Annotated in this window: 11 protein-coding genes; 10 read left to right on the top strand and 1 reads right to left on the bottom strand. The window is 44.7% G+C overall.

Annotated features, from left to right (window positions below):
- Nucleotides 1–161: 161 nt before the first annotated feature.
- A complete protein-coding gene (gene lon / locus GYO_RS36150) occupies nucleotides 162–2,486 on the top strand; it encodes an endopeptidase La (protein WP_014114674.1) in 2,325 nt (774 codons plus the stop codon).
- The gene (gene yihA / locus GYO_RS36145; protein WP_014114673.1) at nucleotides 2,483–3,070 is read left to right on the top strand and encodes a ribosome biogenesis GTP-binding protein YihA/YsxC; all 588 of its coding nucleotides are present in this window, start codon (nucleotides 2,483–2,485) and stop codon (nucleotides 3,068–3,070) included. The genes lon and yihA overlap by 4 nt, the downstream gene beginning before the upstream one ends.
- Before the next feature lie 23 nt (nucleotides 3,071–3,093).
- Here the strand turns inward: yihA and GYO_RS36140 are convergent, their stop codons facing one another.
- A complete protein-coding gene (locus tag GYO_RS36140) occupies nucleotides 3,094–3,591 on the bottom strand; it encodes a hypothetical protein (protein WP_014114672.1) in 498 nt (165 codons plus the stop codon).
- Between the two features lie 230 nt (nucleotides 3,592–3,821).
- On the opposite strand from GYO_RS36140, the gene hemA reads away from it, so the two are divergent.
- The 8 genes from hemA (at nucleotide 3,822) to cotN (ending at nucleotide 13,573) form a co-directional block, all read left to right on the top strand.
- Entirely contained in the window at nucleotides 3,822–5,189 is a 1,368-nt protein-coding gene (gene hemA, locus GYO_RS36135; protein ID WP_014114671.1) for a glutamyl-tRNA reductase, read from the top strand.
- Nucleotides 5,190–5,196: 7 nt separating this feature from the next.
- Nucleotides 5,197–6,027, top strand: a complete 831-nt coding sequence (locus GYO_RS36130) for a cytochrome c biogenesis protein (protein ID WP_003222575.1) — start codon at nucleotides 5,197–5,199, stop codon at nucleotides 6,025–6,027.
- A gap of 36 nt (nucleotides 6,028–6,063) precedes the next feature.
- On the top strand, nucleotides 6,064–7,005 hold the full coding sequence (gene hemC, locus GYO_RS36125) for a hydroxymethylbilane synthase (RefSeq protein ID WP_014114670.1): 942 nt from the start codon (nucleotides 6,064–6,066) through the stop codon (nucleotides 7,003–7,005).
- Nucleotides 6,995–7,783 carry a uroporphyrinogen-III synthase gene (gene hemD / locus GYO_RS36120; RefSeq protein WP_014114669.1) on the top strand — a complete coding sequence of 263 codons (789 nt, stop codon included), beginning with the start codon at nucleotides 6,995–6,997 and terminating at the stop codon, nucleotides 7,781–7,783. Before hemC ends, hemD begins: the two co-directional genes overlap by 11 nt.
- Nucleotides 7,780–8,754 (top strand): porphobilinogen synthase, encoded by a 975-nt coding sequence (hemB, locus tag GYO_RS36115; protein ID WP_014114668.1) that lies wholly within the window; start codon nucleotides 7,780–7,782, stop codon nucleotides 8,752–8,754. The genes hemD and hemB overlap by 4 nt, the downstream gene beginning before the upstream one ends.
- 29 nt (nucleotides 8,755–8,783) lie before the next feature.
- The gene (hemL, locus tag GYO_RS36110) at nucleotides 8,784–10,076 is read left to right on the top strand and encodes a glutamate-1-semialdehyde 2,1-aminomutase (protein ID WP_014114667.1); all 1,293 of its coding nucleotides are present in this window, start codon (nucleotides 8,784–8,786) and stop codon (nucleotides 10,074–10,076) included.
- Between the two features lie 132 nt (nucleotides 10,077–10,208).
- Entirely contained in the window at nucleotides 10,209–12,515 is a 2,307-nt protein-coding gene (locus GYO_RS44340) for a LysM peptidoglycan-binding domain-containing protein (protein ID WP_014114666.1), read from the top strand.
- Nucleotides 12,516–12,547: 32 nt separating this feature from the next.
- Complete coding sequence (cotN, locus tag GYO_RS36100) at nucleotides 12,548–13,573, top strand: spore coat protein CotN (RefSeq protein WP_014114665.1); 1,026 nt, start codon at nucleotides 12,548–12,550, stop codon at nucleotides 13,571–13,573.
- Nucleotides 13,574–13,586: the final 13 nt, after the last annotated feature.

Here is a 13,586-nt window from a genome sequence, read left to right as displayed (position 1 = left end):
GTTTTTTTCATGAAGGACATCTTTTCCTTTTTCATATCAGAAAGAAAGGGTATACTACGAGGAGACTGTTTTATAGAAAATGGAACCATGCCGTTTATTGTACAAGGATGAAAAAGTTGTATTATAATGGTTCATACTAAAGTCACGGAGGTGTCAGTCACATGGCAGAAGAATTAAAACGCAGCATCCCGCTCCTCCCTTTAAGAGGTTTATTGGTGTACCCGACGATGGTTTTGCATTTAGATGTAGGACGTGACAAGTCGGTTCAGGCCCTTGAACAGGCAATGATGCATGACCATATGATATTTTTAGCCACTCAGCAGGATATTTCGATAGACGAACCAGGTGAAGATGAGATTTTTACTGTCGGCACCTATACAAAAATTAAGCAAATGCTGAAGCTTCCGAACGGTACGATTCGTGTGTTGGTTGAGGGCCTCAAGCGTGCCCAAATCGTCAAATACAATGAGCATGAGGATTACACGTCGGTCGACATTCAGCTGATTCATGAAGATGATTCAAAAGATACAGAAGACGAAGCATTGATGCGGACTTTGTTAGACCACTTTGATCAGTACATAAAAATTTCCAAAAAAATCTCGGCTGAAACTTACGCCGCGGTTACTGATATCGAAGAGCCAGGGAGAATGGCAGACATCGTTGCTTCTCACCTACCCCTTAAGCTAAAGGATAAGCAGGATATTTTAGAAACGGCTGACGTCAAAGACAGACTGAACAAGGTCATTGATTTTATCAATAATGAAAAAGAAGTGCTGGAGATCGAGAAAAAAATCGGCCAGCGCGTCAAACGTTCGATGGAGCGTACGCAGAAGGAATACTACTTGCGTGAACAAATGAAGGCGATTCAAAAAGAGCTTGGCGATAAAGAAGGTAAAACAGGCGAAGTTCAGACGCTGACGGAAAAAATTGAAGAAGCAGGCATGCCTGACCATGTGAAGGAAACCGCGCTTAAGGAATTGAACAGATACGAAAAAATTCCGTCAAGTTCTGCGGAAAGCTCTGTGATACGCAACTATATTGACTGGCTGATCGCTCTTCCGTGGACGGATGAGACAGATGATAAGCTTGATTTGAAAGAGGCAGGACGTCTCTTAGATGAAGAGCATCACGGACTTGAAAAAGTGAAAGAACGTATCTTAGAATATTTGGCTGTCCAGCAGCTGACAAAATCCCTGAAAGGCCCGATTCTCTGCTTGGCAGGACCTCCAGGTGTCGGAAAAACGTCTTTAGCCAAATCAATTGCAAAAAGCATGGGACGGGAATTCGTCAGAATCTCACTCGGCGGAGTGCGTGACGAATCAGAGATCCGCGGACACAGACGGACCTATGTTGGAGCAATGCCTGGACGCATTATTCAAGGGATGAAAAAAGCCGGCAAGCTAAATCCTGTCTTTTTATTAGATGAAATTGACAAAATGTCATCTGATTTCAGAGGCGACCCGTCATCTGCTATGCTTGAAGTGCTTGATCCAGAGCAAAACAGCACCTTCAGTGATCACTATATTGAAGAAACCTTTGATTTATCAAAAGTGCTGTTTATTGCAACAGCAAACAATTTGGCCACGATCCCGGGTCCGCTAAGAGACAGAATGGAGATTATTAATATTGCGGGCTACACAGAAGTAGAAAAACTCGAAATCGTGAAAGACCACCTGCTTCCAAAGCAGATCAAGGAACACGGGCTGAAGAAAAGCAACCTGCAGCTGCGTGACCAGGCGATTCTTGATATTATCCGCTACTATACGAGAGAAGCGGGTGTGAGAAGCCTTGAACGCCAGCTTGCCACGATTTGCCGTAAGGCTGCAAAAGCCATTGTTGCTGAAGAGCGAAAACGGATTACGGTCACTGAGAAGAATCTTCAGGACTTTATCGGAAAACGCATTTTCAGGTACGGACAAGCTGAAACAGAAGATCAGGTTGGTGTAGTTACAGGGCTTGCCTATACAACCGTCGGCGGAGATACGCTGTCGATTGAAGTATCTCTATCTCCAGGGAAAGGGAAATTGATCCTGACAGGAAAGCTTGGAGATGTCATGAGAGAGTCAGCTCAGGCTGCATTCAGCTATGTGCGTTCAAAAACAGAAGAACTTGGCATTGAACCTGACTTTCATGAGAAGTATGATATTCATATACATGTACCTGAGGGTGCGGTGCCTAAAGATGGTCCGTCAGCCGGTATTACGATGGCGACAGCGCTTGTTTCTGCTTTAACGGGACGTGCCGTTTCGCGTGAAGTCGGCATGACTGGGGAAATTACGCTTCGCGGGCGCGTGCTGCCGATCGGCGGATTGAAGGAAAAAGCGCTTGGCGCACATAGAGCGGGATTAACGACCATTATTGCGCCTAAAGAGAATGAAAAAGATATAGAGGATATTCCTGAAAGCGTCAGAGAGGGGCTCACATTTATATTGGCGTCCCACTTAGACGAAGTTTTGGAACATGCCTTAGTAGGAGAGAAGAAATGAAAGTCACAAAGTCAGAAATCGTGATCAGTGCAGTTAAGCCGGAACAGTACCCTGAGGGCGGGCTTCCAGAAATTGCACTGGCCGGAAGATCGAACGTGGGAAAATCGTCTTTTATCAATTCATTAATCAATCGCAAAAATCTTGCGAGAACATCATCTAAACCGGGAAAAACACAAACGCTCAATTTCTACATTATCAATGATGAGCTGCATTTTGTGGATGTACCGGGTTACGGTTTTGCCAAAGTGTCAAAATCCGAGCGTGAAGCTTGGGGCAGAATGATTGAAACCTACATCACGACACGCGAGGAATTGAAAGCAGTAGTGCAGATCGTTGATTTGCGGCATGCGCCGTCTAATGATGATGTGCAGATGTATGAATTCTTAAAGTATTACGGCATTCCTGTTATTATTATCGCTACAAAGGCAGATAAGATCCCGAAAGGAAAATGGGACAAACACGCGAAGGTTGTCCGACAGACACTAAATATTGATCCGGAAGACGAGCTGATTCTCTTCTCCTCAGAAACGAAAAAGGGGAAAGACGAAGCTTGGGGAGCGATCAAAAAAATGATAAACCGGTAGAGAAAACTCTCTGCCGGTTTTATTTATCGTATAGATTTTTTCCGTTTTATCAATAATAACAATAAACTGATTCCAATAAAGACAAACGGCCAATACTCTTTCAGAAGCGCTGTCGGAATATGAGCAGATTCTAGCCATGCCATAATTTGTTTGAAAAAGTACAAAAACAGGGAAAAACAAATCATTGATACAGCTTCATATACATATTCTTTTTTCTGAACGGTTGACACCAAGAGCGAGAAGCCGATGATAAATACGAGCATTTCAAAATCATCCGGCCACCATGGCCATTTCGGCTTGGCGAAAAAGTGCAAGCCGATCCCGAAAAGAAGCAAACCGATAAAGAAGTGTGGTGTAACGGCTTCTTTTTTTCCTTGATATACAAAGGCTGCGCCTAACAGCATGAGGAGAACAGGCCATTGACCCTGCCCTGAAAACAGTTCGGCTTGGCCGCTTTCAAGCCATGCATATACAGAAGCGGCAAGCAGCAGACAAGGGAATAAAATTGATTTTTGTTTCATGCATATCACCTTCTTGTTTTTTAGAGCTGACGTGTAGTAAATTTCTGCTGTTTTTGGTATTGTCAATAGGAATGCTTCTTTTCCGTGAAGCTTTTTCTAATATAGCATAAGAATTTTAAAATCTGTTCACATTTTGTGAAAGAAACTATGTTATAATTATTATAAATAATGAGTTCTATGTTAGAATGATTATAAATAAAAGATTGGGTGTTGGGGGTGTAATTAAAGCGATGCATATACTTGTTGTGGGAGTAGATTATAAATCCGCCCCTATTGAGATACGTGAAAAAGTAAGCTTTCAGCCGAATGAGCTGGCAGAAGCGATGGTGCAGCTGAAGGAAGAGAAAAGCATTCTTGAAAACATCATCGTTTCCACATGCAATCGCACTGAAATTTATGCGGTAGTCGACCAGCTCCATACCGGCCGTTATTATATAAAAAAGTTTTTAGCTGATTGGTTTCAATTAAGCAAAGAAGAACTGTCGCCGTTTTTAACATTTTATGAAAGCGATGCGGCTGTTGAGCATTTATTCCGTGTAGCCTGCGGACTTGATTCTATGGTGATTGGTGAAACGCAGATTCTCGGCCAGGTGCGCGACAGCTTTAAAACAGCTCAGCAAGAAAAAACGATCGGGACTATTTTTAATGAGCTGTTTAAGCAGGCCGTTACAGTGGGCAAACGGACTCATGCTGAAACAGACATTGGCTCAAATGCAGTATCAGTAAGCTATGCAGCAGTTGAACTTGCTAAAAAAATCTTCGGAAACCTTTCAAGCAAGCATATATTGATTCTCGGTGCGGGAAAAATGGGCGAGCTTGCTGCGGAAAACCTGCACGGACAGGGAATCGGCAAGGTCACTGTCATTAACCGAACATACTTGAAAGCGAAGGAGCTTGCAGACCGTTTCTCTGGTGAAGCGAGAAGCTTGAATCAGCTTGAAAGCGCGCTTGCGGAGGCCGATATCCTAATTAGTTCAACCGGTGCAAGTGATTTTGTCGTGTCCAAAGAGATGATGGAAAACGCGAATAAGCTTCGCAAGGGACGTCCGCTGTTTATGGTGGACATTGCCGTGCCTAGAGACCTTGATCCTGCGCTAAATGATCTTGAAGGTGTTTTCCTTTATGATATCGACGATCTCGAAGGCATTGTAGAAGCGAACATGAAAGAACGGAGAGAAACCGCTGAAAAAGTTGAACTGTTAATTGAAGAAACCATTGTGGAGTTCAAACAATGGCTGAATACACTTGGTGTTGTGCCGGTTATTTCCGCATTGCGCGAAAAGGCACTTGCGATCCAGTCAGAAACAATGGACAGCATCGAGCGGAAGCTGCCTCACTTAAGCACAAGAGAGAAAAAACTGTTGAACAAACACACCAAAAGTATCATTAACCAAATGCTGCGTGATCCGATCTTAAAGGTGAAAGAGCTTGCGGCAGATGCTGATTCTGAAGAAAAGCTTGCCTTGTTTATGCAGATTTTTGATATTGAAGAAGCTGCGGGCCGTCAAATGATGAAAACTGTTGAAAGCAGCCAAAAGGTCCATTCTTTTAAGAAGGCTGAATCAAAAGCGGGCTTTGTCCCACTTGTAAGTGAGTGAATGCTGAATGATTGATACTGCAATGGCAAGACTTAATGAGGGAACAATCGTCATTTATGCATTAAGTGTACTCTTTTATTTTATAGATTTTCTTCAACACAACCGGAAGGCTGGAAAAATGGCCTTCTGGTTGCTTTCTATTGTCTGGACTCTGCAAACCGTGTATTTGGCCTATTTTATGTGGGTGACGGGGCGGTTTCCGGTATTAAATGTGACGGAGGCGCTTTATTTTTATGCCTGGGTGCTTGTCACGCTGTCACTTGTACTGACAAAGCTTTTACGAGTTGACTTTATTGTGTTTTTTACAAATGTAATAGGGTTTTCTATGATCGCCATTCATACATTTTCACCGACAGAGCAGCAGTCTGCCGCTTTTTCCGGGCAGCTTGTATCCGAGCTTTTGGTGATTCATATTACAATGGCAATTCTTTCATACGGCGCTTTTTCCCTTTCTTTCGTTTTTTCTGTCCTGTATATGTTTCAATATCATTTGCTGAAAAAGAAAAAGTGGGGAAAATGGCTGTTGAGAATAGAAGATTTGTCTAAGCTTGATTATATGGCATATGTTCTGAATGTCATCGGAGTCCCGATGCTGTTGCTGAGTTTGATTCTCGGCGTTATTTGGGCGTATGTATCATTAGAAACGCTGTATTGGTTCGACGCCAAAGTGCTTGGTTCGTTTGTCGTCCTGCTGCTGTACAGCTATTATCTTTATATCAGGCTGATTAAAGAGCTGCAAGGAAAGGTCGCAGCATTGTGGAATACGGCTTGTTTTCTCGTGCTGATGATCAATTATTTCCTGCTTGGAAGCCTGTCGCAATTCCATTGGTTCAGTTAAATGATGTCCCAAGCAGATTCGGGAGGAAAGAAAACGATGAGAACAATAAAAGTAGGTTCCAGACGGAGCAAACTCGCTATGACTCAAACAAAATGGGTTATTCAAAAACTGAAGGAAATCAATCCTTCATTTGCCTTTGAAATCAAAGAAATCGTGACAAAGGGTGACCGGATCGTCGATGTTACGCTCTCAAAAGTGGGAGGAAAAGGCCTGTTTGTCAAAGAGATTGAACAAGCGCTTTTGAATGAAGACATTGATATGGCGGTGCACAGCATGAAGGACATGCCTGCTGTTTTGCCTGAAGGCCTTGTGATCGGCTGTATTCCTGAACGGGAAGACCCACGTGATGCCCTTATTTCAAAGAATCGTGTAAAGCTTTCAGAAATGAAGGAAGGCGCTGTCATCGGCACAAGCAGTTTAAGAAGAAGTGCGCAGCTTTTAATTGAGCGCCCTGACATTACAATTAAATGGATTAGAGGTAATATAGACACGAGACTTCAAAAGCTGGAAACTGAGGATTATGACGCGATTATTTTAGCCGCTGCCGGCCTTTCCAGAATGGGCTGGAAGCAAGATATCGTAACCGAATTCCTAGAGCCTGAGCGCTGTTTGCCTGCTGTGGGCCAGGGAGCACTGGCGATTGAGTGCAGAGAATCGGATGAAGAGCTATTGGCGTTGTTTTCTCAGTTTACGGATGAGTATACAAAACGGACTGTGTTGGCGGAACGTGCTTATTTAAACGCGATGGAGGGCGGATGCCAGGTTCCGATCGCAGGCTACTCAGTGTTAAACGAGCAGGATGAAATTGAATTGACTGGGCTTGTCGCTTCTCCTGACGGCAAAATCATTTTTAAAGAAACCGTCACCGGAAACGATCCGGAGGAAGTCGGAAAGCGCTGTGCCGCTCTTATGACTGACAAAGGAGCCAAAGAATTAATTGATCGTGTAAAACGGGAGCTTGATGAGGATGGAAAATGATTTTCCGCTGAAAGGAAAAACAGTGCTTGTCACCCGGAATAAGGCGCAGGCAAAATCGTTTCAGCAAAAAGTGGAGGCACTTGGCGGAAAAGCGGTTTTGACCTCTTTGATTACGTTTCGCCGCGCTTTGCCGAATAATCTTGCAAAACAGGTGAAAGAGGATCTTGCCGCCCCCGGCTGGCTTGTTTTTACAAGTGTGAACGGAGCAGACTTCTTTTTTTCTTATTTAAAGGAAAATCAGCTAATTCTTCCAGCGCATAAAAAAATTGCAGCTGTCGGTGAGAAAACGGCTCGCCGTTTGGAAACGCATAACGTATCGGTTGATGTGATGCCTAAGGACTATATCGCTGAACAGTTGGCGGAGGCTCTTAAGCAGCATGCTGAACTGGCGGAACGGATTACAGTGGTGAAAGGCAATTTGTCACGTGATGTGATAAAACAGGAGCTTGTCCCGCTCGGATTTAAAGTGAAAGAATGGGTTGTCTACGAAACGATTCCGGATGAAGATGGCATCGAGGCACTGAAAAAGGTTGCGGGCCAATATTCATTTGACTATGTGACATTTACGAGTTCATCAACCGTACATACGTTTATGCATGTCTTGGGGGAAGAATTGAAAAAGTGGCAGGCGAACAGATCGGTCTGTATCAGCATCGGACCTTTAACAAGGGACGCTCTGCTGACGTATGGCATCACATCGCATACGCCTGATACATTTACAATAGATGGCATGCTTGAGTTAATGTGCAGCATGTCAAGAGAGGAAGAGAGAATATGAGTCAATCATTTAACAGACACCGCCGCCTGCGGTCATCAAAAGCAATGAGAGAGATGGTAAAGGAAACACGTTTGCACCCATCGGATTTTATTTATCCAATTTTTGTCGTTGAAGGGCTGGAAGGCAAAAAAGCTGTTCCGTCAATGCCTGATGTTTACCATGTATCATTAGATCTACTGAAGGATGAAGTGGCAGAGCTGGTTAAACTGGGCATTCAATCTGTCATCGTGTTCGGCATCCCGGAAGAAAAAGATGATTGCGGAACGCAAGCGTATCATGATCACGGCATCGTTCAAAAAGCCATCACAGAAATTAAAACACACTTCCCTGAGATGGTTGTTGTCGCTGATACGTGCTTATGCGAATATACAGACCACGGCCATTGCGGACTTGTCAAAGACGGCGTCATCCTCAATGATGAATCGCTGGAGCTTTTGGCGCAGACAGCTGTCAGCCAAGCGAAAGCAGGTGCGGATATCATTGCGCCTTCAAACATGATGGACGGATTTGTTACAGTGATCAGAAAAGCGCTTGATAAAGAAGGGTTCGTCAATATTCCAATCATGTCTTACGCTGTGAAATATTCAAGTGAGTTTTACGGTCCGTTCCGTGATGCAGCAAACAGCACGCCGCAATTCGGAGACCGCAAAACATATCAGATGGACCCTGCCAACCGTATGGAAGCACTCCGCGAAGCACAATCAGATGTCGAGGAAGGCGCGGACTTTTTGATTGTCAAACCTTCACTTTCATATATGGATATCATGCGTGACGTAAAAAATGAGTTTACTTTGCCGCTCGTCGCTTATAATGTAAGCGGAGAGTATTCAATGGTAAAGGCTGCAGCGCAGAACGGCTGGATCAAAGAAAAGGAAATTGTGTTAGAAATTTTGACAAGCATGAAGCGTGCAGGTGCTGACCTGATTATTACGTATCATGCCAAAGACGCAGCGAAATGGCTTGCGGAGTAATTTTATTCAGTTGACAGGAGTTGAGGCAGATGAGAAGCTATGAAAAATCAAAAGCGGCTTTTAAAGAAGCGCAAAAACTCATGCCGGGCGGTGTGAACAGTCCCGTTCGCGCATTTAAATCGGTAGACATGGACCCGATTTTTATGGAGCGCGGAAAAGGCTCAAAAATCTATGATATTGACGGAAATGAATATATTGACTACGTCTTGTCATGGGGGCCTTTAATTTTAGGGCATACAAATGACCGCGTCGTAGAGAGCCTCAAAAAAGTGGCAGAATACGGGACAAGCTTCGGTGCCCCTACTGAAGTGGAAAATGAACTGGCAAAACTCGTCATTGATCGTGTGCCATCTGTAGAAATTGTACGAATGGTCAGCTCCGGGACAGAGGCTACTATGAGTGCCCTCCGTTTGGCAAGAGGCTATACAGGCCGCAACAAGATTTTAAAATTTGAGGGCTGCTACCACGGGCATGGCGATTCCCTTTTGATTAAAGCGGGTTCAGGAGTGGCCACTCTCGGTCTGCCTGACAGCCCTGGTGTGCCTGAAGGCATTGCGAAAAACACCATCACCGTTCCGTACAATGATTTAGAAAGTGTAAAGCTTGCTTTCCAGCAATTCGGTGAAGACATTGCGGGAGTTATTGTAGAGCCGGTTGCCGGAAATATGGGAGTTGTTCCGCCGCAAGAAGGCTTCCTGCAAGGGCTGCGTGATATCACTGAGCAATACGGTTCCTTGCTGATTTTTGATGAAGTAATGACAGGCTTCCGCGTCGATTATAATTGTGCTCAAGGATACTTCGGCGTAACGCCTGATCTGACTTGTTTAGGAAAAGTGATCGGGGGCGGGCTTCCTGTCGGTGCTTATGGCGGCAAGGCTGAAATCATGGAGCAGATCGCTCCGAGCGGTCCGATTTATCAGGCCGGCACATTGTCAGGCAACCCGCTTGCGATGACGGCTGGCTTAGAAACATTGAAGCAGCTGACACCTGAATCCTACAAGAATTTCATCAAAAAAGGCGACAGGCTGGAAGAAGGCATTTCAAAAGCCGCCGAGGCTCACGGCATTCCGCATACCTTTAACCGCGCAGGTTCAATGATCGGCTTCTTCTTTACAAACGAACCTGTCATCAATTATGAAACAGCCAAAGCATCTGATTTGAAGCTGTTTGCTAACTACTATAAAGGCATGGCAAATGAAGGTGTATTCCTTCCGCCATCACAATTCGAAGGCCTTTTTCTTTCAACAGCCCATACTGAGGAAGATATTGAAAAAACAATCCAGGCAGCTGAGAAAGTATTTGCTGAGATCAGCCGCGGATAAGAGCAAAACCGGTATCAAGGACATCCTTGTACCGGTTTTTTTCTGTGTTCGCCAACTCATATTTTCCCCAGTTCATACATACACCTTTAGTGACATCTAATTTTAAGGATTAGATGAAAGGAGGATATGAACTTGCCGCAAAATCATCGATTGCAATTTTCTGTAGAAGAATCGATCTGTTTCCAAAAAGGACAGGAAGTTTCTGAACTGCTTTCTATTTCATTAGATCCTGACATTAGGGTTCAGGAAGTAAATGATTATGTATCAATCAGAGGATCGCTTGAACTTACAGGTGAGTACAACATAGATCAAAACAAACATACCGAAGAGTTTTATACCGATAAGCGGTTTGTTGAAGAAGTCAGAAAGAGAGAGGATGGAAGCGCAGAACTGACTCACTGTTTTCCTGTGGATATTACCATTCCGAAAAATAAAGTGAGCCATTTACAGGATGTCTTCGTCTTTATTGACGCATTTGACTATCAATTAATGGATTCTCGCATTTTAACGATTCAAGCTGATTTAGCGATCGAAGGGCTTTTGGATGATACGGCAGACAAAGAGCCGGAGATTCCTCTATATGAGGCTCCAGCGGCATTCAGAGAGGAAGAGATTTCAGAGCCGCCGATACAAAGTGCAGTAGAAACGGGTTCACCTTCGGCAGCGGAAGCAGTTCTGCAGGATGAAACGCCAGCCGAACCGCCAGAACTTTTTGTCTCGAAAGCGGGGCTCCGTGAAGAACTGGAAACAGAAAAAGCAGAATCTGCGCCGCCGGAATCGGTTGCTTCAGAACCAGAGGCGCGAGAAGATGCCGAGCCGTTAGAGCTTGTGGAGCCGGAAGCAGAGAGTCGTGAAGCATCGGGAACAGAAGAACCCGATGCTTCAGAAATAGAGATTCAAGAGATCGTAAAAACAGAAAATGAAACGCCTGAGCCAGCAGCTGCAATAGCAGATGTTCGTGAAGAAGCAGCCCCCTCAGCGAAGGCAGATCTTCGTGAAGATTCTGGAGCGGAAAAATCGCCTGCTTTGGAAGCTGAACTACATGCAGAGACTGTGATTGCAGAGGAAAAAGCAGAAACTCCAGTGTCTCCTATTCTTGAATATGCGTTGCGCCAAGAGGCTCAAAATGAAGAAACGGCACAACCGGACCACGCTGATCCTGCACTTCGTCAAGAAGAGAAAGAAGCGGCACAACCGGACCACGCTGATCCTGCACTTCGTCAAGAAGCGAAAGAAGCGGCACAATCGGAACACGCTGATCCTGCACTTCGTCAAGAAGAGGAAGAAGCGGCACAACCGGAACACGCTGATCCTGCATTCCGTCAAGAAGAGAAAGAGGCAGCACAACCGGAACACGCTGAGCCTGCATTCCGTCAAGAAGAGAAAGAAGCAGCACAACCGGAACACGCTGAGCCTGCATTCCGTCAAGAAGCGAAAGAAACAGCACAACCGGAACACGCTGAGCCTGCACTCCGTCAAGAAGAGAAAGAAGCAGCACAACCGGAACACGCTGAGCCTACATTCCGTCAAGAAGAGAAAGAAGCAGCACAACCGGAACACGCTGAGCCTACATTCCGTCAAGGAGAGAAAGAAGCAGCACAACCGGAACACGCTGAGCCTGCGCTTCGTCAAGAAGCGAAAGAAGCAGCACAACCGGAACATGCTGAGCCCGCACTTCGTCAAGAAGAGAAAGAAGCGGCACAACCAGAACATGCTGAGCCCGCGCTTGGTCAAGAAGAGAAAGAAGCGGCACAACCAGAACATGCTGAGCCCGCGCTTGGTCAAGAAGCGGAAGAGGCTCTTGAAAGTGAATCTCAGCCCGTTCTCTCCATAGAAGAAAGCAGAGAGAAGAAATCAGCCTCAGCTCCATATGTGGAGAATGACGAAACCGCTTTACAGCTTCATTTCAAGCAAAAAGCAAGCTCGGAGGAGGCACCTCAAGAAGAGTCTGCACCGGCATACCGCACCTTCCTACCCGAACATGAAGAGGAGGATTCTTTTTATTCAGCGCCTAAGCTGCTGGAAGAGAAAGAACAAGAGGAAGAAAGCTTTGAAATTGAAGTGAGAAAAATACCACCGGCTGAAAAGCCTGAGGAAGAAACAGCTCTTCAATCCTTCCAGCTGACTGATACCTCAGAGACTGAAAGGAAGGAAGCGAATGCTGTTCCTAGGGTTGCTCCTGCTGCTGAAACGAAGGAACCTCAAACAAAGGAAAGTGATAATTCTCTTTATTTAACAAAACTCTTTACGAAAGAAGAGGATGAGTTTTCGAGAATGAAAATATGCATTGTTCAGCAGGAAGATACGATCGAACGCTTATGCGAACGGTATGAAATCACATCCCAGCAGCTGATCAGGATGAATTCTTTAGCCTTGGACGATGAATTGAAAGCAGGACAGATCCTCTATATTCCTCAATATAACAACAGCCATGCGTAAGCCGTAAGCGATCGGAAAATGTGGTGAATGGAATGGAAGATACCCTATCGGTTCTTCAGAAATACGGACTGACTGCTCAATTTATTGAGCCTGTCAGTCCTCTTGTGTGGAAAGTGTATACAGACTACGGCGTATTTGCCCTGAAAAAATTGAAATCGGTTCGCAGCAAACAATTTACAGATCATATGGTGGCGATTGAGGAAAAAGGTTTTCGTTCATTTGTTCCTGTTTACAGAACAAATAGCGGTGAGTTTTTATCAGAAGGCATACAATCCGGAGATTCCTATTATTTAATGCCGTGGCTTCAATTTGACCAGGAGGAAGAACGGGATCAGAAACATGTTTATTTATTTAGAGAAACAGCCCGCCTTCACGAGAGAACCACTCAGGAAATAAAGATCAGACGTGATGATATTGAACGTTATTACGGACAAACGAAAAAAAAGTGGGAACATGATAAAATTTATTATGAACAGTTTGTAGACAGAGCGGAAAAGGAATGGTACCTTTCCCCTTTTGAACTTCAGGCCGTAACCTATTTTTCAGAAACCATTTCGGCGGTGAATTTTGCGCTGGAGCGGTTGGAGGACTGGTATGAGTCGACAAAAGAGAAGGGTGACTCAAGGGTTGTGATGAACCACGGCAACCTGTCTATACACCATTTTCTGTATAATGATACAGGGACCGGGTATTTCACAAACTTCGAAAGAGCGTCTGTCGGCCCGCCGCAAAACGACTTACTCGGCTTTTATACAAAAATGTTCAGAGGCTTTCCGAAAGCTTGTCCGGAATGCGTCGAATGGTTTTATGCATACACGAAATCATTCCCTTTGCGTGAAGCGGAAGTCAGTCTTTTTCTCAGCTATATGGCATTTCCGGCAGCCATGTACAAGGTGCTGAACCGTTATCAAACCGGGAAAAGACAGCATGAAAAAAATGAATGTACGCAATTATTAAAGGCTTATTGGCAAATGAAAAATATAGAGCCGTTTGTGATGAAAGTTCATCAGATTGAACTAGAGAAAAAATTTCAGGCTGAAAACGAGTCCACGTCTTAATGGCGCGGACTTG

The sequence above is a fragment of the Bacillus spizizenii TU-B-10 genome (assembly GCF_000227465.1).
In the GTDB taxonomy this organism is placed as follows: Bacteria; Bacillota; Bacilli; order Bacillales; family Bacillaceae; genus Bacillus; species Bacillus spizizenii.
This window is presented reverse-complemented; position numbering and strand designations above follow the sequence as displayed.

What these genes read in the sequence shown, in the direction of transcription:
- hemC (WP_014114670.1), top strand. Translation starts at nt 6,064, where the DNA reads ATGAGAACAATAAAAGTAGGTTCCAGACGGAGCAAACTCGCTATGACT.
- hemD (WP_014114669.1), top strand. Translation starts at nt 6,995, where the DNA reads ATGGAAAATGATTTTCCGCTGAAAGGAAAAACAGTGCTTGTCACCCGG.
- hemA (WP_014114671.1), top strand. Translation starts at nt 3,822, where the DNA reads ATGCATATACTTGTTGTGGGAGTAGATTATAAATCCGCCCCTATTGAG.
- cotN (WP_014114665.1), top strand. Translation starts at nt 12,548, where the DNA reads ATGGAAGATACCCTATCGGTTCTTCAGAAATACGGACTGACTGCTCAA.
- GYO_RS36130 (WP_003222575.1), top strand. Translation starts at nt 5,197, where the DNA reads ATGATTGATACTGCAATGGCAAGACTTAATGAGGGAACAATCGTCATT.
- GYO_RS36140 (WP_014114672.1), bottom strand. Translation starts at nt 3,591, where the DNA reads ATGAAACAAAAATCAATTTTATTCCCTTGTCTGCTGCTTGCCGCTTCT.
- lon (WP_014114674.1), top strand. Translation starts at nt 162, where the DNA reads ATGGCAGAAGAATTAAAACGCAGCATCCCGCTCCTCCCTTTAAGAGGT.
- hemL (WP_014114667.1), top strand. Translation starts at nt 8,784, where the DNA reads ATGAGAAGCTATGAAAAATCAAAAGCGGCTTTTAAAGAAGCGCAAAAA.
- hemB (WP_014114668.1), top strand. Translation starts at nt 7,780, where the DNA reads ATGAGTCAATCATTTAACAGACACCGCCGCCTGCGGTCATCAAAAGCA.
- yihA (WP_014114673.1), top strand. Translation starts at nt 2,483, where the DNA reads ATGAAAGTCACAAAGTCAGAAATCGTGATCAGTGCAGTTAAGCCGGAA.